Consider the following 22,325-nt stretch of genomic DNA (forward strand, 5'->3'; position numbering starts at 1 on the left):
GGACGACGACCGATTTAGGCTGGTCAGCGGCGAGATCTGAAAAAGTTGGGGAAGGTTCGCCGCCCGATGTCGAGGATCCGCCGCGGGCTCCGACTGAAGGGTGACAGCGCGCCGGCGGGGCGCGCGGGACGGGAAGGACACCCGAGATGAAGTACGTCGCGATGATCTACGGCAACCAGGGCAAGTGGGACTCGTTTCCGGCCGAGGCGTGGCCGGAGGCGATCGCCAAGCAGGAGGCGTTCAACGCGAATTACCGGGAGACGGCGAGCTGCTGGGTGCCTACGGCTTGGCGGACGCGGCGAACGCCCAGCTCATCCGCCGCAAGGACGGCGTCCCGGCGGTGACCGACGGCCCGTACCTGGAGACCAAGGAGTACCTCGCCAGCTTCTACCTGCTCGACTGCGAAACCCTGGAGCGGGCGCAGGAAATCGCGGCAGACATGCCGTTCGCCGACGTGGAGCCCGTCGAGTTGTGGCCGGTGCTGCACGAGTCCGCGGGGGACATGTTGAGCGTCGAATCTTGCGTGACGCTGGTTGGGCCGTGAGTGATTTTGGGGGCTATAACGCCCAAAACCACTCACGGGTAGACCGGCACCGTCGCAGATTGGCTTTCCTTTGGGAGAAACGGGTTCGTGCGGTCGGCGTCTGGGGCAGGGGCTCGCGGTGCTCTGGTGGTGTTGGTGCTGCTACGCGTGGCTCGGCAACACCGTGCACGCCGATCGCGGGATCGGGGTGTGCGCCGTGCTCGCCGCGCTGGTGACCTTCGAACGTCTCCGCTTCGGCGAGTTCCGCCGAGAGGTCCTCGCTCGGAGCTAGCCCAGCTACGCACTCCATAAGGCTGGGTGAAAGACGCCTATTTGCAGGCACTAGCGCACGGTGCGCTGGGGCTCCTTTATGCCAAACTTGATCGGTTCGAAGAGGTGTACCCGCACTTCCACCACCGATGCTCCTATCATGATCACCTCAAGGCCACGCCGCCGTGCCGCGCCCGATCATCAAAACCGCGAAAGCCTGGGCAACCCCAAAAGACCTCACGACCCCGTGGCCAGCGGCAAGGCCAATACCTCAGCACTCGAACCGCTCATTCTTGACGGAGGCAACGAAGTCGGCCCACCGAGCCCGGCCGACGACGAAGAACCCACTATCCCGGTCCTTGGTATCCCGCACAGCGGTACCGCCGGATAACCACCCGACCTCAACACAGTTGCCGTTCGGGTGGCTGTAGGTGGACTTCTTCCAACCCTGGACCGTGGTCATCTCGCGTGCTCCATCCCGTCGATGATCTCTGCGATAAGTTTCGCCGTGATGTCTGGGCTACGGGAAATTTTGAGGATGCTGTCGATTGCATGCCGATACGCCTGAACGTCGTCCTCATCCGGAACGAAGGCGCCGGAGCTGTAGTGCTCGAAGTGCACGACCGAAGGCGCATCTGGAAAGTCGTAGAGCACGAACGGCCCAACCAGTCCCGGGTGCCAGCCGATTCTCGGTGGCACCACATGGACCGATACGTTCTTCCGCGTGTTGAGGTCCAGCAGATACTGGAGCTGTTCACGCATCGTCTCGGGTGCGCCGATGTTGTCGCGAAGGGCGTCCTCGCCGATCAGCGCTAGGAAATGCACAGGGTTCTTGCGCACGACAACCTCGCGACGGGCGATCCGCAGCATTACGCGGGATTCAACCTCATGAGCCGGTAGCCCACCCACAGTCGAAATCGCGCGGGCGTACTCGGAGGTCTGCAGCAGCCCAGGAATGACCGATGGTGCCCACTCGACGATTGACGAGGCTGATCGTTCGCACTCCACGGCACCTGCAAGTTGGTGCGGGATTCCTGGCATGCCAACGGTAAGCCAGTTCGGCTCGCTGGCGTGCCGCGCCAGCTCGACCAACCGCTGCTTCTCCTTGCCGGTCACCCCGGCGGCGGTCAACAGCGAAGCGACGTCCTCCGGAGTCGGCACCCGGCGTCCGGTTTCCCAGTGCGACACCGTGCCGTGGCTTAACCCCAGGCGTCTGCTCAACTCACGCCCGCTGACGCCCGAACGCTCTCGGACGGTGCGGATGGCTGCTGCAAGTGCGCGAGCGCGTGGTGTCACGCCGTTTGTGTCTACAGGCACGAGACGCAGCGTAGGCAGATTCAACTACCAGGCGCTTCGCCTAATCGTGTAATTGATCAGTGTCTACTAGACGGGCAATCTGGCTACAGACAGCGCCGAACCGGCTTCGCACGTTCGACTTCGAGCCAGAGAGGCAGCATCGATGCACCCGTTTCACTGGGTACCTGCGGAAGGTGAGCGGCACGCGAGCCTGGATTCCCGCCGGGCGGCGGTTATCCGACCGGCATGTTGGTGTTGACGTTGTGCCGGAAGCAGCTGTCGGCGGACAACTCGCAGCTGGGCTGGCTGTGGTCGACCTGCCGCGACTGCAACGCGGAGGCGCACCGCATCGCTGCGAGTCAGGTGTCGGTGGTTCCGGGCGACGGAACTTTCGCGCCATAGAACGAGGCGAAAGTTCCTTTCGCCTCAACACGTCCCAGCCGAAGCCGCCACGAAATGGGCGCTGAAAAAGGAGGTCTCGCCGTCCTGTTGCGGCGAACCCAGTGGCTGCTCGATGACCTCGCCTTCCAGGTCGGCGCGGGTCACCGCGACGCCGAAGACTTCGCGGCCGCAGCCACCGCACTTGACGAAATCTCCCTGCTGCTCAGGGAAACAGCCCCGACTGCGAACATCACCGAAAGGTCACCCGGATGCTCACCACGCTCCCAATCATCGTCGCAATCGCCGCCGCTGCGTCCTTCTTCGTCATCGCGATGTATTGGAAGTCCGACCGCCCCCAACACGCCGGAGGCGGCGAAGGTGCCCTCACGGTCTGGCAGTTGATAGCCCACGTCGAAGCCGAGCGACAACAGCGGGAACAAGGCGGTAGGCATCGCCTCCGCGAACCCGCCGATGCCCACGATCCGCCGCGAACCTCCACATCGGACACTTGCGATCCCGTCGGGCCGTCACCGGAGGTCCAACGCCGGATCCTCGAAGCCCTCCACCGCCTCTGACAACCCGAAACCTCGGGCCCGGAAGCCGACGTGCCCCCGATCTCCGGCACCGGGTCCCTGCGGGCCGGTCGGTGCGTTCCCCTCCCCACGCACCGATCGGCCACCCCAAAAGTTCCCTCCCTGCTGCTCAGGGCCCGCGAGTACTTCGCCGTTTCTGGTTCCCGCCCTGTCCTCGCAACTCCCCCGCCGCCTGCACGACATCTTCCCCGTCCAACCCGCAACGATCCTCGCCTGGCACCGCAGATTCATCGCAAGGAAGTGGGACTACAGCGCATTCCGACGCCACACCGGACGGCCACCTAAACCCGCGGTGAGGGCAAAGAAGGATCCAGGGCGAACTGGTTGGACTCGGACATCCGATCGCCGCATCGACGGTTTGGGAGATCTCGGACTCGGCCGGCATCGATCCCGTGAACGACCAGGGTACAGGCGGGGCGCGGACGCCGACCGAGTTCGGTTTCGGCCGCCACCAAGCTTTTCGGGTCGACGTGCCGGAGGATGTCGTCGAACACGCCGCGCAGACGCTGCTCGGCCAGGCGTACGAGGTCCTGCTCGGTCATCCCGGTGATGCCCAAATCGTTGGACACCGCGGTCGGGGGCGTGGACGTGCGTGCCTGCTTGCGGAGGTGGCTGAACAGGAACTTCCGCGCCAAGCCGAGGTGCGCGGACGAGCACCGGCCGGTCGCGCGCCACAGCGACCGGGCGGCCATGGTGGTGGCGGCCAGCCTCGCCTTGGTTGCCGCGTCAACCTCGTCGCGCAGGTCAGATCGCCATGCCTCGCGTAACTTTTCCGCCAACGACGGTTGTCCGATTGCCTTCTCGATGGCGTGGACGTCCGGCTCCAGCAGCATCGGATACCTGCGGCGAACGTCCGCGAGGTAGTTCGGGCTCCTGAGCCCGAGCATTACGTCCCGATTGATCCACTCGGCCTCATGGGGACCGCTCGGCGCCTCTGCACCGTCCTCCCAGGGGACACCGAACTGGCGGATTCCATATATGAAGACCTCCGCGGACATACCCCCGGCGCGGTTGCCGGCCATGCTGAAGATCCGCATCTGATCCTGCATCTCCTCCATGGCCGCCGTAGCCACAGCGAGCCTGCCCGGCGCGTCAGGGGAGTCGACCGGGAGGTCGCCGAAGACCACGGGCGCGAGTGCTACGTTGGCGACCGCACCGAGACCGGCGCACTTCTTGAACAGGAGCCACAGGCTTGCCTCATCCGAGGTTCCGGTCCACGTCCTCGTCCGCTGATCGTCGAACACGCTCGGCAAGGTCGCGGCGACGGTATCGTCCACCCGGACTTCGACCGTTGGTGCGTTCCAGGTGATCGTGGACACGAACGTCTGCCGTGGTGGGTGACCCACGCCCGATCGCGTCGCGAGATCCGCGTAGTAGTCACGAAAAGTGCGTCGGTGCGCACCTACACCAAGCCTGCCGAGCAGGTGGGCGACGTCGTGACCGCTTTCCGTCGCGACCCTGGCGACAGCGCTACCGCAGAAACCCAGGTCAACCAGGAGGCGTCGAGCGTCCACCTGGTTGAGGTCCACCACGTCCGGGAGGTCGGCGAGCACTGCCGAATCGATCTCGGCGAGGAACGCGGAGGACACGGAGTCGTCGTCCAACGCCCGTTTCGTGGCTTCTGGTAGACGTTCGAGCGTCCACTCGCCAACTTTCTTGATGACATCCGGTGAGATCGGTCCAGCTGGCTGGGCACATAAGGAATCCACGTACATGGCAGTCCTTGTCAATGACGTCACATAGGGCGATGACCGAATGTCCACGCCCGCGCGGGCGGTTCCGTCAGTCGACAGTGTACTTTGTGGTATATGCCAGAGGGAATAGTCAAGATCCGTGGATCGAGATTTCCTAGGAGGTGGTGGATCCGACGTGGCCGAGGGCGCTGTGCGGGTTGAGTCGGACCGGGGCCCGGTGCCAGCGTTTCGGCTGGTCCGTTTCTAAAAATATTGATCCGGGTGGCAAATGTATGATGTCAGGCGGCGTAGCGAACTTCGGGTTTGCCGAAGTAGGAGCGAACTCGGTCGGGCAGCTTCTGGAGGCGGTGAAGGAAGGAGCGGACCGCTTGTTTCAACTCGGCGCGGGTTTTCGGGGCTGTGCTGGTGGAAACGGTGCGTTTGAGGTCGGCATTGAGTATCTCGTCGGGGTTGAGTTCGGGGCTGTATCCCGGCAGGAAGTGCATCTCGATCGCCTCAGCGTGCTTGGTGATCCATTGCTGGATGGTCTTGCGGCGGTGGACGGGGTGTCCGTCAACGATCAGGTGGACCTTGCGGTCCAGATGGCGGGTCAGCCGGTCCAGGAACCGCAGGAACACCTTGCCGTTGAACGAGCCGGTGTAGACGGTGAAGTACAGCTCGCCTTTGTTCCCGATCGCGCACATCGCGTTCACGCTGAATCGTTTGCCCGTTTTGCCCACCACCGGTGTCTGGCCCGCCGGTGCCCAGGTGCGGGCTACGGTGGCGTCGGAGCGGATCCCGGTCTGGTCCAGCCACAGGATCTGTGCGCCCTCGCGGCGGGCGCGGGCGGCGATGGCCGGGTAGTCCTCCTCCAGCCATCGGCGTACGGACTCGGGGTCCTGTTCGTAGGCCTTGCGGATCGGTTTCTGCGGCGACAATCCCCAGGAACGCAGGTAGTTGCCGACGGTGCGCAGGTTCAACACGATGCCGTGGCGCACCCGGATCAGCTCGGCCACTGTCTTGCGGGTCCACACCAGGCCGGTCAGCCCGAACGTGGCCGGGGTGTGCTCGGCCACCGCATACCGCAGCTTGCGCTGCCGGCGGGCACTCAACGCTTTCTGCTCGCCGGGCTTGCGACCCCGGCGACGCCCGGTGAGACCCTTCGAGCCACGTTTCCGCCACGCCTGCACCCATCTGGACACCGACTGCGGGGCCACCGCGAACACCCGGGCCGCCTCGACCTGCGTCATCCCACCATGAACAGCAGCGACCACCCTGCGCCGCAGATCCTCCTGCGCCTCAGGCGACAACCTCCGCGTGTCCCGCACACCAGCGATCATGCCAGAACAACGAAGATCACACCTATAAGTTCCCGATCAATAACCCCGGAGTTCCTGCCAGGCGGACACGTCAGCTTGGTCAGCCATCCCTGGGCCGTTGGTCATCGAGTTCGGCCGCCCGGTAGGCGGCCAGCCACTGCTGTTCGGCGGCCAGTTTGGCCCAGCGCGTAGTCGAAGATGGCGCGGACGAAACCGAGCGCGTCAGGTTGGGCACCGTGTGGCGAGCCAAAGCGCTCACGACCCCGTGCGTCGGTCCGATGTCCGGTAGGAGAGGACGTCGCCGGGTTGGCAGTCGAGCTCGCGGCAGATGGCGCTGAGGGTGCTGAAGCGGATCGCCTTGGCCCTGTTCTTCAGGATCGAGAGGTTGGCGATGGTCACGTCGACGCGCGCGGCGAGCTCGGCCAGGGTCATGCCGCGCTCGGCGAGCAGGCGATCGAGGTGGCACTCGATCTGGTGCGGCTGCTCGGGCGGCATCAGACCAGTCCTTCGGTGTCGGTGCGCGGCCGGATGCCGTTGCGGAAGGCCATCGCGGCGGCGGCGATGAGCAGCCCCAGGAGCAGCGGGAACTCGAACTCGAAGACCGTCCGGATCGACTGCGCCACCTCAGTCCCGGACACCAGGAGATCCGTGGTGATCATGTCCGCCAACGGGACGACCAGGCCGCTCGACGTGACGATGGCCGCGATTGCGAACAGACGAGGTGCGTTCGCTGGCACGAAGAAGTCGCCGTCGCGGAAGGTTCGGCCGACTCGGAGCAGGATCGACAGGGCCGCCATCAGCAGCAGGTTGCCGGCGAGCGTCGGGAGGGCCAGCAGCAGCCGGTCCGCGAAGCTGGGATCGGTGAAGATCAGCACTGCGTCGTGGGTGCCGCGAAGCGCCACGGGGTCGGCGGGCGCGGTGCCAGGCAGGATCGCGGGCGCGTTGAGCTGCACTTCGCGCGTGTCGGTCGGCGGCAGCGGGCCGGTCGCGCCGAGGACCGGGAAGAGGGCCCCGAACAGGCCGACCAGCAGCATGGCGAGCGCGATCGCAGCCTCCAGGACGTGGTTGTCGAGCCGAGTCCACCGTGACGTGCTTCCCATGTTCGTCACCTTCCGAAGCCATATCGTTTCTCGATACTATCGAAAAACGATATGTCGCGGGAGGGTGGTCGTCAGAACAGCGGTTCGCCCCAGGTCTCGGTGAAGACCAGCTCGGACAGCGGCTTTCGGATCCTCGGCCGCAGCTCCTTCTCCTGCAGCCGCTCCGGCATGCCGTCGAGCGTGCCGAGGCTGCCGACCGCGACGGCGACGATCGGCTCGAACTCGGCCGGAACCCCGAACTCCGCCCGCGCGGCGTCCCGGTCGAAGCCCGCCATCTGGTGCGCGTACAGGCCCTCCGCGACGGCCTGTAGCACCAGGTTCTCGGTCGCCAGCGCCAGCCCGTACTCGCCGTAGGGCATCGGCTCGCCGTCCTCGTCGACCACGCGCGCAACGCCGATCGCCAGCGCCGCGGCATTGCTGGTCCAGCCCTTGTTGCCGCGCGACAACGTGCCGTGGATCCGCTCGAAGGTCGCCTCGCCCCGGCGCGCTGCGATGTACCGCGCGGGCTGGGTGTTGCCCCACGAAGGAGCCCACCGGGCCGCCTCGAACAACGCGGTGAACTGCCGGTCGCTCACCGTCGCATCCGGGTCCAGCGCGCGCGGGCTCCACCGCTCGGCCAGCAGCGGGTGCAGCGGCACCGATGTCTCCGCGGGCTTGCTCGCCGGAACCTCGGCGATGTATTCCTCGGCAGTCATGGACACCTCCTGGATCGCTGGTGGCGAGTCTGTCGACCACGCCCGCCGATGTCCACCGGTCAGCCGGTCGTGAGTGCGCGACCGGGTTCGAGCCCGGTTACGCACTCACGACTCAGATCGCGTACTGCCACGCCGTCAGCGAATAGGCACCGAACCACGAACCGAAGAACACCAGCAGCACCGCAGTTGTCACCGCCGTCGTCGTCCGCCGTCGCGACAACCCGATCGCAACCGGGATGAGCAACGGGAACGCGGGCAACATCAAGCGCACCTTGGAGTACATCAACCCGTCGGAGCCCAGGTCCAGCACCACCACCGCGGCGGCGAACGCCACCAGCGGCCACGGCATCCGCTGCCGCACACACAGCACCAGCAGCACCAGCGCGGCCAGCACGATCCACACCGTGAACGTCTCCAGCACGGACCGGTCCGTGGTCAGGGTCTTGATCATGAACGCCAAGGTGGCTTTGCCGCCGTCGAACGCCGACGACCAGCCCCGCTGCTGGAGCTCGAAGTACCCGGTGAGGTTGCTCGTCTGCAGCCCGACCCAGCCGATGTAGAGCAGCGCCCCGGCCGGTGCGAGCACGATCGCCAGCCACGGGCGCCAGGTGTCCCGGCGGCGCACGATGGCGACCAGCGCCGCCAGCCCGACGGCCGCGATCAGCGCGGCAGCAGTCGGCCGCACGAGCCCGGCGCCGGCGCAGCACAGCCCCGCCAGCAGCCAGTTCCGCTCGACGACCCCGATCAGCGCCCAGATCGCCAACGCGCAGAACAACGCCTCGGAATACGCCATCGACAGCACCACGGACATCGGAGCCGCCGCGAACAGCACGACCAGGAGCAACCCGACCCCGTGCGAGCCGCCGATCCGGCGCCCCAACCGAGCCAGCCCGAACGCGGCGACGACACCGCAGCCCAGGCTCGCGGCGACCGCCGCGCCGGTGACGCTGACCCCCGGGATCCACGAAAGGGCCATGATCAGCAGCGGGTAGCCGGGGAAGAACGCCAACGGCGTCTCGGGGTAGCGGTGCCCGAAGCCGTCCACCATGTTCTGGTCCACGCCGCCGTAGCCGTGCGCGGCGATCTCCAGGTACCACTGACCGTCCCAAGCCCGCAGGTTGTCGACCAGCGCCTCGTCGTTGGCGGCCGACAGCCACGCCAGCACCAGTAATCCGACCAGCCGGATTGCGAGGTAAACCACAGCCGGGCCCAAAGCGATGATCAGCCGGTGCCCTCGGGGCGCCCCCCCACGCAGCCGGTCCAGCAACCCCGGTTCCGGTTGTTTCCGCTGCGTAGCCGCGGTGTTTCCGATGTCCGCCAGGGGTGGGTCGATCGCTCCTGGAGTGGTGGACAACCCGGTCCTCCGCTCTTGTCGACAATCGCCTCCAACAGGGTAGTGGCGCGTTCCGGGGTTGGGGTCGGGCGGTGTCGGTTCGGTAGGCTAGTCCGGCAGCGGAGCGACCTGGTAGGAGGCCGTTTCGGCCCGGTGGGCCGACGCTGCCACCTACCCGGTCGCGGGGCCCTCCGGCCCGCCACGCGGTGTGCCGGGGCTCCTTCGTCCACTCGGTGTCAGTGCGGGGACAACCCGCGCCCGGGACGGCCGCACGGTCGAGGAGGTTTGTTTCACGTGGCGCTCGTCGTCCAGAAGTACGGCGGTTCCTCACTCGAAAGTGCTGATCGCATCAAACGGGTCGCCGAACGCATCGTTGAGACCCGCAAGGCGGGCAACGATGTGGTCGTCGTGTGCTCTGCGATGGGCGACACCACAGACGAGCTGCTCGACCTCGCCAAACAGGTCAACCAGGCTCCGCCGGAGCGGGAACTCGACATGCTGCTGACCGCCGGGGAGCGGATCTCCAACGCGCTGGTCGCGATGGCGATCGAGTCGCTCGGCGCGGAGGCCCGCTCGTTCTCCGGCTCGCAGGCCGGTGTGATCACGACCTCGGCGCACCAGAACGCGCGGATCATCGACGTCAGCCCGGGCCGGGTGCAGGAGGCGCTGGAGCAGGGTCAGGTCGTCCTGGTCGCCGGCTTCCAGGGCGTCTCCCAGGACACCAAGGACATCACGACGCTCGGCCGCGGCGGCTCGGACACCACGGCGGTCGCGGTGGCTGCCGCGATGAACGCAGACGTGTGCGAGATCTACACCGACGTCGACGGCGTGTACACGGCCGATCCACGCATCGTGCCCAACGCCAAGCACCTGGAGCGCATCACCTACGAGGAGATGCTCGAAATGGCGGCCACCGGCGCGAAGGTGCTGCACCTGCGCGCCGTGGAGTACGCGCGCCGCTACGGCGTGCCGCTGCACGTCCGCTCTTCCTACTCACCCAAGCCCGGAACGATCGTGTCCGGCTCAGTGGAGGACCTTCCCGTGGAACAGGCGATGATCACCGGCGTCTCGCACGACCGGTCGGAGGCGAAGGTCACCGTGCGCGGTGTGCCCGACAACCCCGGTGTCGCGGGGCGGATCTTCCGCGTGGTCGCCGACGCCGAGATCGACATCGACATGGTGCTGCAGAACGTCTCCAGCACCGCTTCCGGGCTGACCGACATCACCTTCACGGTGGCGCGCAGCAACGGCGCGGTGGCGGTCGCCGAGCTGGAGAAGATCAAGAACGAGGTCGGCTTCGAGCAGGTCGTCTACGACGACCAGGTCGGCAAGGTCTCGCTGGTCGGCGCCGGGATGCGGTCGCACCCGGGCGTCACCGCGACGTTCTGCGAGGCGCTGTCCAATGCCGGGGTGAACATCGACATCATCAACACCTCGGAGATCCGGATTTCGGTGCTGATCCGCGACACCCAGCTCGACGACGCGGTGAGCGCCCTGCACGACGCGTTCGAGCTCGGTGGCGACGAGGAAGCCGTGGTTTACGCGGGGAGTGGCCGCTGATGGCCCAGGAGAAGAAGACACCGACGCTGGCAATCGTGGGTGCGACCGGCGCGGTCGGCACCGTCATGATCGACATCATCAACCACCGCGAGTCGGTGCCGTGGCGCGAGATCCGGTTGATCGCCTCGGCCCGGTCCGCGGGCAAGAAGATCACCGTGCGCGGAAAGGAACTCACCGTCGTCGAGCTCGCGCCGGAGGCGTTCGACGGCGTGGACATCGCGCTGTTCGACGTGCCGGACGAGGTCTCCGCGCAGTGGGCGCCGGTGGCGGCCGAGCGCGGCGCGATCGCGGTGGACAACTCCGGCGCGTTCCGGATGGACCCCGAGGTGCCGCTGGTGGTGCCCGAGGTCAACCCGGCGAAGGCGCACGAGCGTCCGAAGGGGATCATCGCGAACCCCAACTGCACGACGCTGTCGATGATGGCCGCGCTGGGCGCGCTGCACCGCGAATTCGGCCTCCGCGAGCTGGTGGTCTCGTCCTACCAGGCGGCTTCGGGCGCCGGGCAGGAAGGCATCGACCGGCTGTACGCGGAGATCGCGGCGGTGGCGGGCAAGGGCGTTGGCTCGCGGGCCGGCGACGTCGCCGAGGCGCTGGCCGCGGCCGGGCTGCCGGAGGAGACGCCGTTCAAGGCTCCGCTGGCGCTCAACGTGGTGCCGTGGGCCGGTTCGCGCAAGGACGACGGCTGGACCTCGGAGGAGCTGAAGGTCCGCAACGAGTCCCGCAAGATCCTCGGCATCCCGGACCTGAAGGTGTCCGCGACCTGTGTGCGGGTGCCGGTGGTGACCACGCACTCGCTGGCGGTGCACGCCACCTTCGAGCGCGAGGTGACCGTCGAGCAGGCGCACCGCGTGTTCGAGGCGCAGCCGACGATCGTGCTGCAAGACGACCACGACAAGGGCGTGTTCCCGACCCCGGCGGGTGTGGTCGGCGGCGACCCGACCTACGTGGGCCGGGTCCGGCAGGCGCTGGACTTCCCGAACACGCTGGACTTCTTCGTCTGTGGTGACAACCTCCGCAAGGGCGCGGCGCTCAACACCTACGAGATCGCCGAAACCCTGGCGAACTGATCCACACTCCAAAGTGGATCTAAGTTGAGTGAGGGGCACGAGGGGCACCTTGACCAAGTCGGTCAAGGGTGCCCCTCACTCATGACCCGATCAGGTTGGTTTGGTGCGAAATGTAGTTCTCCGTTCAGTCACGGTTCGCGGAGCCGTCTGGTTCGGATAGCCCACATTGGGCAGACTCCAGCGCCGAGCGCATTTTCCGCTGCGATGCGGCGTGCGTGTTTGGAGGAACCCAATGATTCGTCATCCCCGGTCGTTGCGGCGAGTTGCCGTTTCGGCCGCCGCAGTTTGCGCCGTCGTCGGCGTCGGTCTCGGCGCGGTGCCTGCCGCCGCCGACCCTGCCGTCACGGACATCCGGCTGCTCAGCTTCAACGACCTGCACGGCAACCTGGAACCGCCGACCGGGTCGTCCGGGAGGGTCACGCTGGCCGACGGCAACACCGTCGACGCTGGTGGCGCCGCCTACCTCGCCGCCCACCTGAAGAACCTGCGCGGCCAGGTGAAGAACTCGATGGTGCTCAGCACCGGCGACAACATCGGCGGATCGCCGCTGTCTTCGGCGCTGTTCCACGACGAGCCGACCATCGACGTGCTGAACACGATGGGCATCACGGCTTCCGTCGTGGGCAACCACGAGCTTGACGAGGGTTACGACGAGCTGAACCGCATCCAGAACGGCGGCTGCCACCCCGTCGACGGGTGCCAGTTCCAGCCGGCGTACAACGGCGCGAACTTCCTCTTCCTCTCGGCGAACGTGACCGCCGAGCAGACCGGTCAGCCGGCTTTCAAGCCCTACACCATCAGCAACATGAATGGCATTCCCGTCGGCGTCATCGGTGCGACGCTTGAGGATCTGCCGACTCTGGTGTCCCCGGACGGGATCAAGGGGCTGAAGGTCGGCCCGGAGATCGACGCGATCAACCGCTACGCCGACGAACTGGACCGCCAGGGCGTCAAGACCATCGTTGTGTCGCTGCACCAGGGCGACAACACCGAGGGTGGCGGACCGGATGACTGCCGCACGGCCCCCGGCCCCGCCCGGCGGATCGCCGAGCAGGTCTCGCCCAAGGTGGACGTGGTCTTCACCGCGCACAGCCACCAGCAGTACGTGTGCAGCGTCACCGACCCGGCCGGTCAGCCCCGGACGATGATCCAGGGCTCGTCGTTCGGTCGGATCATTTCCACTGTGGACCTCCAGGTCGACCGACGCACCAAGGACGTCGTCCGGTCCACCATGAAGGCGCAGAACAACGTCGTGACCCGGGACGTCACGGCCGACCCCAAGGTGCAGGCGCTGGTCGATCAGGCCGTGCAGAAGTCGCAGCCGATCGCGAACCGGCAGGTAGGCACGATCGGCGCGGACATCGTGAAGACCACCACGCCGTCCGGTGAATCGCCGCTGGGCAACCTGATCGCGGATGCGCAACTGGCGGCCACCAGGTCCGCCGGTGCCCAGATCGCCCTGATGAACCCGGGTGGCGTCCGCGCCGACCTGACGTACGCGTCCTCGCCGGCCGAGGAGGGCAACGGCGTGGTGACCTACGGCGAGGCCTACACCGTGCAGCCGTTCGCCAACATCATGCAGACGATCACCCTGAGCGGTGCGCAGCTCAAGGCCGTGCTGGAGCAGCAGTGGCTGCCGAAGCCGGACGGCAGCGTCCAGGCTCGGATGCTCCAGCCGTCCTCGACCCTGCACTACACCTGGTCGGAGTCCGCGCCGATCGGATCGAAGATCTCCGGCATCACGATCGACGGCCAAGCGGTGCAGCCGGACGCGACCTACCGGGTCAGCGTGAACAACTTCCTCGCCGCCGGCGGGGACGGGTTCAGCGCGTTGACCGGCGGCACCGAGCTGACCGGCGGCCCGATCGACCTGGACGCGTTCAACGAGTACCTGAGCGCGAACCCCGGCATCGCCCCACCGGCGACCGACCGGCTCACGCGCGTCGGCTGACCTCGCACGCCGGCTGAAGGGCGCCTTTCCTCCTGGCCACAGGAGGGAGGCGCCCTTATCGTTGCGGGTGTAGCGACGGGGAGATCCACTCGAACGTGTGTTTGTGAACTTCAATTCTCAAACTGGTGTTCGATGGAGTCGATATTGGAGGCATGTCCGTGATGACTTGGCCCGACCATCTGTTGACCTTGGAGGAGTTCGACCAGCTCCCCGAGGACAACTCGCGGCGCTATGAGCTTCAGGAAGGCGTCCTCCACGTGACCCCGAAAGCCGCCAGCCTTCACCAGCGCGTTGTGGGTGCGCTGGTGTCCACGCTGAATCGCCAGCTTGCACATGAATGGGAAGCGGTGGCAGATGTCGAGGTGGTGGTAACCCCAGGCTGGCCGCCTACGCTTCGTGTTCCCGATCTTGTGATCGCTTCGACGAGCTTGATCGACCAGAATCCGAACAGACTGCATGCCAAAGAAGTTCTTGTCGCGGTCGAAGTGGTATCCCCAGGTTCAGGCCGGACTGATCGGGTTCTGAAGATGTTCGAGTACGCGAAGGCGGGCATTCCCTTTTATTGGATTGTGGAGTTGGCGGGCTCTGTCACGCTGGCCGATCATCGGCTGATCGACGACGTGTACGAAGTTGTTTCTGCTTGCGACAGCAGCTTTGAGACGATCGAGCCATTCGAGTTGAGCATCGATCTTGATTCGCTTGCTCGTCGGTCACGCCGAGCTCCGTCCTGATCAGCCTGGATTGACTGGGCCAGGATGCCCAGCGGATAGGTTGCGGGGTATGGGGCATGCTCCGGTCGTCCTCGGAATCGATCTCGGCATCACCGCGACGCAGGACGCCGTCCATGTCCGGGACGCGGCGATCGAGGCGTTGGCCGAGTGCGTGGCTTGGGCGAAGGAACACGACCACCCGGTCGCGGCGCTGTCGTTCAGCACCTCGATGCACACCTTGGTCGGGCTCGACTCGGCCGGTGCTCCGGCCACGCGGTCGTTCAACTGGGCCGACACCCAGGCCGCAGAGGTTGCGGCGCGGCTGAGGTCCGAGGGGGACGCCGCAGCGGCCCTGCACCGGGCAACCGGGACGCCCGTGCACACGCAGTCGGTCGACCTGGAGCTGGCCGAGGGCAGCGGCGGGTCCGGGCTCGGCGCGGTGCTGCTGGCGTGGCGGGCGCTCGGTGAGTTCGACTCGTTAGAGCGCGCCGCCGAGTTGGTGACTCCTGAGCGCAAGGTCTCACCGGATCTGGCGCCGGCCCGGGAGATGGCCCGCCGTCGGCCCCTGGTCGAGCAGCTCCACGCGACGCTGCGCGACTTGGAGCTCTGAACGAGGCCGGCCAGGCGCGTAGGCAGTCTGGACCGTGGCTGTGTGCTGGCCATCCTGGTTCGACGACCTGTGGATCATCGACGCCACTGCTGTGCCCTGCCGGATGTCCCGCGAGACCGTCAAGCGCTCCGACCTCGCCGGACAATGGTCCACAGGCCGGGCCGCCGTCGCGGACGCTCGCGGCCGCGACTTTCCGCTACCGACCCCACGCGCCGCCGCGGCGAAGGCCGCCACCTGGCCGTGAGTGATTTTGGGTGCCATAGCACCGAAAAACGCTCACGGTCCTTGATCCTGCACCGCACAACAACTAACCGTCCGATGTGGACATCGCTCGACCGGCTGCCTGAGACGTCGCGACCGCTTCCGCCGACGGCTCGGGCGGCGTGGAGCCCGAACCCGTCGGCAATGAGCTCACTGTCGGTGAGTAGCGGTTGACGACCTCGTCCTGTGCGGGCGGGAACAACGTGGTCGTCGACGAGCACGTAGAGTGCGGTCAGGAGGGTGTTTAGTTCTTTATTTCACATTGATCTTGAATACCCTCGTCCTCTACCCACTCACCGACCCCCCTTCACGTGATCTTCACGGAATCAATCATCTAGGTGGATGAAGCGGACGGACCGTTTGTGCCGCCTATCGACGTGAACAGGCCGTTCGCTGCACAGCAGCAGCGCGCACGTAAACCACCGCCGCACAACGAGTTCCCCAAACAGCCTCTATAGCTGCGGTTTTCGGGCTGGTTTGCGTGGTGGTGCAAGGCGCGGGCGACGTGGAAGTCTTCGTTTCCGCTCGACACCCACCTCCTCCGAGGTAGCGGATCTCTCGTCAGTCACGCGAGTGGGCGCCCGAGGCGTTCTGGGGCGGATGCGGGCGCTGCGCGGCCGGGTGGCCCTGCTGGTGCTGCGGGCCTTGCTGGTGGCGCTGCGAGTCCTGCTGGTGTTGCGGATTCGGTTGGCGCTGGGGCGTTTGCTGCTGCGGGCCGTGGACTTGGTCGATGATCAGGCGTTCGCAGCTGCGCAGGACCGTGCGGACCGCTTCGCGGTGCTGCCGGTCGTGCAGCGGGTTCACCGACTGCTCCCGCCAGCGCGCCAACGCTGCCACCGTCTCATCGGCCAGGTCCACCGCCAACGCCGTCTCGTCCAGGCCGAGCCGCGCGTGCGGCGCATTGCCGAGCGCTCCCAGCAGCCGCTTCGCTTCCGCCTGGAGCGGGCGGGCGAACCGCACCTGACCGGAATCCAGCGCCGACAGCAGCCGCAGCTCGTTCCACTCGTGCGCGTTTGCCAGCAGTCGCTCGAACTCGCCGCGCAACTGCTGCACGCCGGGCCGGGGATTGGCGCGCGACACCATGTCGACGGCCAGCAACGCCGATCGCGCCCGCAACGCGTCCTGCCGCTCCACGAACTGCTGGTGCACGGTTTCCTGCAGCAGGTTCAGGCCGCTTTCGTCGAGCAACGCGGCCTGCAGCTTCTTCCGCTCCGTCACGCCGCTGCGCATCAACGCCAGCGCCCGCTCGATGCCGTAGTGCCCGAACCGTTCGAGCAGCCGCTGCCGGACGGGGCCCGGCGTCGATTCCATGCCGCTGTTGATGAACCGGTCCGCCGACAGCAACAGCTCGTCCTGGTCGCTCTGGGACAGCCGGGAAAGGTTGCCCAGCGCCAGGAAGTCCTCGTCGGTCATCGTCGCGACGGCCTGCCCGAGCAGCCCGATCACCGGGATGAGGTGCTGGGCGAAGGACCGCAGCGTGGGGTCGTTGCGGTAGCGCTCGGCGATCCGCTCGGCCGCTTGCAGCGCTTCCGGTCCGCCGCTGCCGGTCTCGTCGGCGCGCGAGAACGCGACGATCGTGTTGATCGGCACGCACCGGGCGGTCTGCAATTCGTTGACGGACTGCAGGAATTGCAGGTCGGTCTGCCGCGGGTACCGCGTCAGGTACAGCACCGCGTCGGCTTCGGAAAGGATCTGCGCGAGCGCCGACCGCCCGGTCTCCTGCACCGCCGCGGACGCGACGCCGGGCGTCTCGATCAGCGTGATGGCCCGCAGGCCCGGCGTCGGTGCCTCGATTACCAGCCGGGCCACCTCGTCCGGTCGCCAGTGCTGCAGGTCGCGGATGGTGGCGGCATCCAAAGTGGACACGGGAACGTTCTGCACCGCGCCGTGCGGGGTGTGCACCAGGATTTTCGGTTCCGGCCCGTACTGGTAGAAGGTGTTGACCTGGGTGCGCTCCTCGGCATCGGTGGGCGCGAGCTCCGCACCGACCAGCGCGTTGATCAGCGTGGACTTGCCCGCCTTCACCCGTCCGCCGACGGCGATGCGCAGCGGCTGGTCGAGCCGTTCCAGCCGGCCGCGCAGCCACGTCGAGGTGCGCGGATCGTCCCGGTAGAACGTCATGGTGCGGATCAGCAGCGCTCGCGCGCGATCCAGCAGGGCATCGCCGCTCATGCCGCGGTGATCCGGTTCTGGGTCAGCATCGTGGCGCGCCGCTGCAGCACCGCGATCTCCTCCAGCTTCTGCCGGATGTCCCTGGCTCGCTGGTCGCGGTCGACTGCGCTGCGCTCCGCGGATCGCTTGATCTCCTGGATGGCCCGGCTGATCTCCATCTGGGCATCCTCGGTCATGCGCATGTAGTGCGTGTGCAGGCCCCGGTGGACGCCGCGGATGGCGGCCTTGGCCTCCCTGTTCACGTGGAAGACGACCTGCTCGACGTAGCGCTGCACGGCGCTCTTGGCTTCGACCTGCCGGCGGCGCAACCGCGTGTCCTTGTCCTCGCCGAGGCTCTTGAGGCCCAGCAGCACGCCCGCCGAGATGGACACCACGTTGATCAGGCCCAGGCCGAACACCGCCGTGGTTAGCATGCCGAACATCAGCACCCCGCCGTAGGACCCGCGCAAGCCGGTGAGGAACTGGTCGAAACGCTTGTACTCGGAGCCGCGCGGCAGCTTCGGCTCGGGCACCTCCTCCAGCGGGTCCGGTCGGGTGAGCCGCTCCAGCTCGGGGATGGCCCCGCCGTGCTCGGCCAGCATCTCGTCGGCGACGTGCTCGGCCAGCCGGGCCTGGCGCAGCTCCATCCACTCGAAGGTTTCGACGATCGCGTCGGTGAGCCGGGCGGAGAGCCAGTCCAGGAATTCATCCCAGACCTCGAGGGGATCCGCGGTCTCGAAGGCCTCGTTGACCTGGTGCAGCACCGCCCAGCTGCGTTCCCGGAAGTCGAACTCGATGTCGGTGAACAGCTCGGAGATGCCGTCGTTTAGCGCCTTCTGCCAGCGGCTCGAGACGCGCCGGAGGTCTTCGGCGCGGCGCTGCGCGGTTTCCAGCTCGACCAGGGTTTCCGCCGCGGTGCGCGGGTTCTGCGCCGCGAGTTCGGTGCGCAGCGCGTCGTTGATCTGGGTGAGCGCCTCGGTGACGTTGTGCGCCACCAGGCGCCGGGTCAGGTTCTCGTGCTTGCCGGCCATCTCCTTGAGAAATTCCAGCAGCGGCGGGAATCCGGATTCGGCGTTGAGGTTGGTGTTCTTGGCCTGCATCGCGCGCATCCGGATGTTGGCCGAAACCGGGAAGATCTTGGCCGCTATACCGGCGTTGTCCAGGTGTTTCCGGTTGACCTCGAGGACTTTCCGCCAGTGCGGGGTCCGGTCGATCTTCGGCAGCACGAGCGCGACGTTCGGGCACAACGCGGTGGCCTGCTTGAGGAACGCCAGCTCGTTTGTGGTGAGTTCCTGGGTGGCGTCGGAGACCATCAGCAGCGCGTCGGCTTCGGCGACCACGGCGAGCGTGGTGGAGGTCAGCGACGAGGACACGCTGCCGACGCCGGGGGTGTCCATCAGTGCGAGGCCGTTCTGCAGCACGGCGCGGGGGATGCCGATCTCGCTACGGGTGACCGGGCGACCGTGTGCGAGGGCGCGTTCCAGCTGCTCGCTGACCTGCTCGATGGGGACCGGAACACGATCAAGGGCGGCCTGGCCCTGCGCCGGCTCGTGCTCGATGAGCAGGGCGCTCGGTTCGTCGGAGTGCCGGACGAGGGTGGGCACGACGGTGGTGACGTCGTCGCCAGAGGCGCACACGGGCGCGTTCACGATCGCGTTGACCAGGGCGCTCTTGCCCTGCTTCGACTCGCCGACGACCAGCACGAGCTGCGTCGGGTCGAGCACGCGGGTGCGGATCTGCCGCAGTCGACCGTGCAGATCGGCGCGTTGCTGCTCGGCACATTCCGCAGTCACGCGATCGATCAGTTCCACCAACGCTGTCTCGATCACGGCGTCGATTGTCGCGTGCTGCGGCGAATAGAGAAACCCAAACGGCTGAACTCACATCGTCGACGGGTACGGGAAGTGCAAAAGGCCTGTAACTCGGGGATCGAATGCGCGGAATGCCGGGATCCGCTATGTCGCGAATCCCGGCATTCAGTCGCTCACTGCGTTCAGGCTCAGAGACCCAGGTCCAGCGGCGCGGCCGAGGTGGCGGTGTGCGCCACGCTCTCGAGGCCGCCACCGACGACCGGCAGGTCGCTCGGGGCCGACAGGGTAGAGGTCGCGTGCTCGACCGGCAGGGCGGAGACGTCGCCAGCCGGCAGCCCGGAGGTCACGTCCTCGACCGGCAGGGCGGAGACGTCGCCAGCCGGCACGTCGCCGACGACCGGCACGTTGCCCACGACGTTGGTCGCGTCGCTAACGACGCCGCCCACGTTGGTGATGTTGCCACTGGCGACGTTGGCGACCACGTCGTCGACGACCGGGGCGGTGGCAACGATCGAGGTGACGTCGCCGACGACGTTGCCCGCGACCGGGACGTTGGCAACGATCGCGTTGACGTCACCAACGGTCACGTCGCCCACCACGTGGGTGACGTTGGCGGTGATGTCGCCGACGACCGGGGCCTCGTTGGCGATGTTCAGGACGTCGACGTTGGTCGAGTTGCCGACGATGTTGATCACGTCGCCGTGGACGATGGAGGCGGCACCGGAGGTCAGGTCGACGCTGGTGTCGAAGACGTGGGTGGCGGTCTCGTTGGCCTGGGTGACGTTGCTGCCCACGATGCTGCCGACGATGTTGCCGTTGGCGATGTCGTTGTTGCTGGCGACGTCGTGGACGCTGATCAGGTTGAACGAGTCCGTGTAGTTCTTCTCGACGTCGACATCGACCTTGTTCGACGGAGCCGGGGCCGGCGGCAGGGTGGCGTCGACGTCGTTGTCCTTGCCGTAGTCGGCGGGGGTGGGCTTCAGCATGGTCAGTTCTTCCTGCTCGATTGGATGTGCGGGATGCAGTTGGTTGATCGCGACGTGCTGGGTGCTCGCAGCGAACTTCTCGACGCTGCTCTGGAGTGAGCGGTCGTACTTCGCCACGACCTCGACCGGCGCGTAGTCGAGAACCAGTGACGTGGCTTGGAGTACGTCTGTCGCGGTCATGCCCCCGAGGCCGGCCTGACCCAGCGTGGCTTGCGGATCGGCGTCGAAGGCCGACCGGGCGGCCGGGTCGCTGACGAGGCGCGTGAGGAACTCGTACAGCGTCGGCTCATCCGATTGGCCGGTGGTGGAGTGCTTCCCGGGGCCGGTGGTGGAGGACTCGGCATGACCGCTCGTGTGCTGAGGGTTCACCATCGTTGGGCCTCCCGATGCTCAGCGGTACTCGGATGGGTGTCCGAGTGAGGTCATGCGGTCCCTCACTCCTGTGTTGATCACCGTAGGGGCGTGAGCCTCCCGGGCCATCGGGAACGACTCCTAGTTATCAGGATCTCTATTAGGGGGTCGGGTAGGTGATCCATTGGGGGGTAGCTTGGGGTGTCCGACACCTGTGTGTAACCGCGTGCACGCTAAATTGTGTCCACCCTGCACCACGCGGGCATCGCCCGTTGGTGGCCGATTCGGTAACACGAAGGGATTGCATGCCTTACGTCCTGGGCATTCATCTGGGCGCCACGGCGACCACGGCTGCCATCGCCCGCCGCGACGGCAGCCGGTGGGCGGCGGCCGTGCCGGTCCCGCTGGAGGCCGGTCCGGTGGTGCCGACGGTGCTGTGCAAGGTGCAGGACGGGTCGTTCCTGGCCGGGGAAGCGGCCCAGCGGCAGGAGATCGCCCACCACGAATGGGTCACGCGCGGCTTCACCGCGCGGCTGGGCGACGACCTGCCGGTATTGGTGGGCAGCGAGTTCATCCCGGCGCAGCGGCTGGCCGCCACCATGATCGAGTGGGTGGCCGACGCGGTCGCGCACCGGCAGGGGCATCCCGCCGAGCACATCGCCATCGCGCACAGCGCCACCTGGGGTCCGCATCGCACCCGGCTCGTCCACCAGGCGTTGGTCCAGCTGGGGCTGACGGACGTCACGATGGTGGCCGAACCGATGGCGGTCGCCCTGGACTACGCGGCCAAGCAACACGTTTCCGAGCACGAACCGGTCGTCGTCGCCAACGTCGGCGGCAGCGGCTTCGACGTGACGGTGCTGCGGCGGCGAGAGCCCGGGTTCGAGGTGGTCGGCTCGCCGCTGAACGCCGATCACCCCAGCGGCCAGGACCTGGACGACGAGATCTTCGCCGTCGTGCGCGCCGAATTCGGCGACCGGCTGGACACGCTGGACCTCGGCGACCTCAACCATCGGGCTGCCCTCGCGCACCTGCGTGCCGAGTGCGTTCGGGCAAAGGAAGCGCTGTCGCACCAGCCGGGCGTGCAGCTGCGGGTAGAACTGCCAGGGGTGCGAACAGAATTCGCGTTGTCGCGCTCGCGGTACGAGCAGCTCGCCCGGCCGCACCTGGAGCGGGTGCCCGAGCTGATCTTGCAGGCTGTGCAGTCGGCAACGCTGGCGCCGGACGACCTCGATTCCGTGGTGCTGGCGGGCGGAACTTCGCGCACCCCGCTGCTGAAGAAGCTGGTGGCCGAGCGGTTGAAGCTGCAGCCGCAGGTCGACGTCGCGCCCGAATTGGCCGCGGCCGGCGGGGCGGCGCTGGCGGCGGTGCAGGTGCTGTCGACCGACACAGACGAGGGTTCGGTGGCCGAGACCAGCGTGCTGATGCGCATCGAGGGCCCCGACGAATCGTTCGACCTCGACGCCGAATTGGTTGCCGCGCCGCGTCCGCCGGTCGAGGTGGAGCCGATGCCGGTGGAAACACGGGACGAGGATCGCGCCCGCCGGATCAAGATCATTAAGCTGTCGATGGCAGCCGCACTGATCATCGGCGGCCTGCTGCTCACCTTCTTGCTGCCCAATGGTTTCAGCGGCGTGCTCGGCGCGATCCAACACATGCGCCAGTGACCCGGATGACAAGGACT

General features: G+C 67.0%; 22 protein-coding genes and 2 pseudogenes. 11 read left to right on the plus strand and 13 right to left on the minus strand.

Translation table 11 applies throughout. The features are described 5' to 3' along the window. The first annotated feature begins 146 nt into the window (after positions 1–146). The 3 genes from ACRXBZ_RS21160 (at position 147) to ACRXBZ_RS21170 (ending at position 815) form a co-directional block, all read left to right on the plus strand. Positions 147–344, plus strand: a complete 198-nt coding sequence (locus ACRXBZ_RS21160) for a YciI family protein (RefSeq protein ID WP_433880560.1) — start codon at positions 147–149, stop codon at positions 342–344. Continuing rightward, positions 287–544, plus strand: coding sequence for a YciI family protein (locus ACRXBZ_RS21165; protein WP_433880561.1), 258 nt, complete (start codon positions 287–289; stop codon positions 542–544). The genes ACRXBZ_RS21160 and ACRXBZ_RS21165 overlap by 58 nt, the downstream gene beginning before the upstream one ends. A 118-nt stretch (positions 545–662) precedes the next feature. Beyond that, the gene (locus tag ACRXBZ_RS21170; protein ID WP_433880562.1) at positions 663–815 is read left to right on the plus strand and encodes a hypothetical protein; all 153 of its coding nucleotides are present in this window, start codon (positions 663–665) and stop codon (positions 813–815) included. A 249-nt stretch (positions 816–1,064) separates the two neighbouring features. On the opposite strand, the gene ACRXBZ_RS21175 is transcribed toward ACRXBZ_RS21170, so the two are convergent. Beyond that, positions 1,065–1,256 carry a DUF397 domain-containing protein gene (locus ACRXBZ_RS21175; protein WP_433880563.1) on the minus strand — a complete coding sequence of 64 codons (192 nt, stop codon included), beginning with the start codon at positions 1,254–1,256 and terminating at the stop codon, positions 1,065–1,067. Beyond that, a complete protein-coding gene (locus ACRXBZ_RS21180) occupies positions 1,253–2,110 on the minus strand; it encodes a helix-turn-helix domain-containing protein (RefSeq protein ID WP_433880564.1) in 858 nt (285 codons plus the stop codon). The genes ACRXBZ_RS21175 and ACRXBZ_RS21180 overlap by 4 nt, the downstream gene beginning before the upstream one ends. 225 nt (positions 2,111–2,335) lie before the next feature. On the opposite strand from ACRXBZ_RS21180, the gene ACRXBZ_RS21185 reads away from it, so the two are divergent. Beyond that, a complete protein-coding gene (locus ACRXBZ_RS21185; RefSeq protein ID WP_433880565.1) occupies positions 2,336–2,491 on the plus strand; it encodes a hypothetical protein in 156 nt (51 codons plus the stop codon). Positions 2,492–2,631: 140 nt separating this feature from the next. Here ACRXBZ_RS21185 and ACRXBZ_RS21190 read toward each other — a convergent pair whose 3' ends face one another. The 7 genes from ACRXBZ_RS21190 to ACRXBZ_RS21220 all read right to left on the minus strand — a co-directional run bounded on the left by ACRXBZ_RS21190 (position 2,632) and on the right by ACRXBZ_RS21220 (position 9,204). Further along, on the minus strand, positions 2,632–2,949 hold the full coding sequence (locus tag ACRXBZ_RS21190) for a hypothetical protein (protein ID WP_433880566.1): 318 nt from the start codon (positions 2,947–2,949) through the stop codon (positions 2,632–2,634). A 395-nt stretch (positions 2,950–3,344) separates the two neighbouring features. After that, positions 3,345–4,667, minus strand: coding sequence for a hypothetical protein (locus ACRXBZ_RS21195; protein ID WP_433880567.1), 1,323 nt, complete (start codon positions 4,665–4,667; stop codon positions 3,345–3,347). A gap of 368 nt (positions 4,668–5,035) precedes the next feature. Then, a complete protein-coding gene (locus tag ACRXBZ_RS21200; protein ID WP_433880568.1) occupies positions 5,036–6,076 on the minus strand; it encodes an IS630 family transposase in 1,041 nt (346 codons plus the stop codon). Positions 6,077–6,310: 234 nt separating this feature from the next. Continuing rightward, complete coding sequence (locus ACRXBZ_RS21205) at positions 6,311–6,550, minus strand: helix-turn-helix domain-containing protein (protein WP_433880569.1); 240 nt, start codon at positions 6,548–6,550, stop codon at positions 6,311–6,313. Then, positions 6,550–7,155 (minus strand): hypothetical protein, encoded by a 606-nt coding sequence (locus ACRXBZ_RS21210; protein ID WP_433880570.1) that lies wholly within the window; start codon positions 7,153–7,155, stop codon positions 6,550–6,552. Before ACRXBZ_RS21210 ends, ACRXBZ_RS21205 begins: the two co-directional genes overlap by 1 nt. A gap of 71 nt (positions 7,156–7,226) precedes the next feature. Continuing rightward, positions 7,227–7,850, minus strand: a complete 624-nt coding sequence (locus ACRXBZ_RS21215; protein WP_433880571.1) for a nitroreductase family protein — start codon at positions 7,848–7,850, stop codon at positions 7,227–7,229. Positions 7,851–7,962: 112 nt separating this feature from the next. Then, positions 7,963–9,204, minus strand: a complete 1,242-nt coding sequence (locus ACRXBZ_RS21220; RefSeq protein ID WP_433880572.1) for a hypothetical protein — start codon at positions 9,202–9,204, stop codon at positions 7,963–7,965. A 273-nt stretch (positions 9,205–9,477) separates the two neighbouring features. On the opposite strand from ACRXBZ_RS21220, the gene ACRXBZ_RS21225 reads away from it, so the two are divergent. From ACRXBZ_RS21225 to ACRXBZ_RS21250, 6 genes and pseudogenes are all read left to right on the plus strand, one after another. Then, positions 9,478–10,743, plus strand: coding sequence for an aspartate kinase (locus ACRXBZ_RS21225; protein ID WP_433880573.1), 1,266 nt, complete (start codon positions 9,478–9,480; stop codon positions 10,741–10,743). After that, positions 10,743–11,810 (plus strand): aspartate-semialdehyde dehydrogenase, encoded by a 1,068-nt coding sequence (locus tag ACRXBZ_RS21230; protein WP_433880574.1) that lies wholly within the window; start codon positions 10,743–10,745, stop codon positions 11,808–11,810. The genes ACRXBZ_RS21225 and ACRXBZ_RS21230 overlap by 1 nt, the downstream gene beginning before the upstream one ends. Positions 11,811–12,042: 232 nt before the next feature. Further along, positions 12,043–13,761, plus strand: coding sequence for a bifunctional metallophosphatase/5'-nucleotidase (locus ACRXBZ_RS21235; RefSeq protein WP_433880575.1), 1,719 nt, complete (start codon positions 12,043–12,045; stop codon positions 13,759–13,761). 161 nt (positions 13,762–13,922) lie between these two features. Further along, positions 13,923–14,492 carry a Uma2 family endonuclease gene (locus tag ACRXBZ_RS21240; RefSeq protein WP_433880576.1) on the plus strand — a complete coding sequence of 190 codons (570 nt, stop codon included), beginning with the start codon at positions 13,923–13,925 and terminating at the stop codon, positions 14,490–14,492. A gap of 49 nt (positions 14,493–14,541) precedes the next feature. After that, the gene (locus tag ACRXBZ_RS21245; protein ID WP_433880577.1) at positions 14,542–15,081 is read left to right on the plus strand and encodes a hypothetical protein; all 540 of its coding nucleotides are present in this window, start codon (positions 14,542–14,544) and stop codon (positions 15,079–15,081) included. Positions 15,082–15,112: 31 nt separating this feature from the next. Next, positions 15,113–15,247, plus strand: a pseudogene (locus tag ACRXBZ_RS21250) (IS982 family transposase); the annotation flags it as partial. A gap of 238 nt (positions 15,248–15,485) precedes the next feature. Here ACRXBZ_RS21250 and ACRXBZ_RS21255 read toward each other — a convergent pair. The 4 genes and pseudogenes from ACRXBZ_RS21255 to ACRXBZ_RS21270 form a co-directional block, all read right to left on the minus strand. Then, a pseudogene (locus tag ACRXBZ_RS21255) lies at positions 15,486–15,578 on the minus strand (IS982 family transposase); the annotation flags it as partial. A gap of 325 nt (positions 15,579–15,903) precedes the next feature. Beyond that, positions 15,904–17,514, minus strand: a complete 1,611-nt coding sequence (locus tag ACRXBZ_RS21260) for a dynamin family protein (protein WP_433880578.1) — start codon at positions 17,512–17,514, stop codon at positions 15,904–15,906. Beyond that, the gene (locus ACRXBZ_RS21265; RefSeq protein ID WP_433880579.1) at positions 17,511–19,286 is read right to left on the minus strand and encodes a dynamin family protein; all 1,776 of its coding nucleotides are present in this window, start codon (positions 19,284–19,286) and stop codon (positions 17,511–17,513) included. The genes ACRXBZ_RS21260 and ACRXBZ_RS21265 overlap by 4 nt, the downstream gene beginning before the upstream one ends. Positions 19,287–19,492: 206 nt before the next feature. Then, positions 19,493–20,662 (minus strand): IniB N-terminal domain-containing protein, encoded by a 1,170-nt coding sequence (locus tag ACRXBZ_RS21270; RefSeq protein ID WP_433880580.1) that lies wholly within the window; start codon positions 20,660–20,662, stop codon positions 19,493–19,495. A gap of 284 nt (positions 20,663–20,946) precedes the next feature. Here ACRXBZ_RS21270 and ACRXBZ_RS21275 point away from each other — a divergent pair, with 284 nt between their 5' ends. Next, on the plus strand, positions 20,947–22,308 hold the full coding sequence (locus ACRXBZ_RS21275) for an Hsp70 family protein (protein WP_433880581.1): 1,362 nt from the start codon (positions 20,947–20,949) through the stop codon (positions 22,306–22,308). Positions 22,309–22,325: the final 17 nt, after the last annotated feature.

It is taken from the genome of Saccharopolyspora hattusasensis (genome assembly GCF_050972075.1).
In the GTDB taxonomy this organism is placed as follows: domain Bacteria; phylum Actinomycetota; class Actinomycetes; order Mycobacteriales; family Pseudonocardiaceae; genus Saccharopolyspora; species Saccharopolyspora hattusasensis.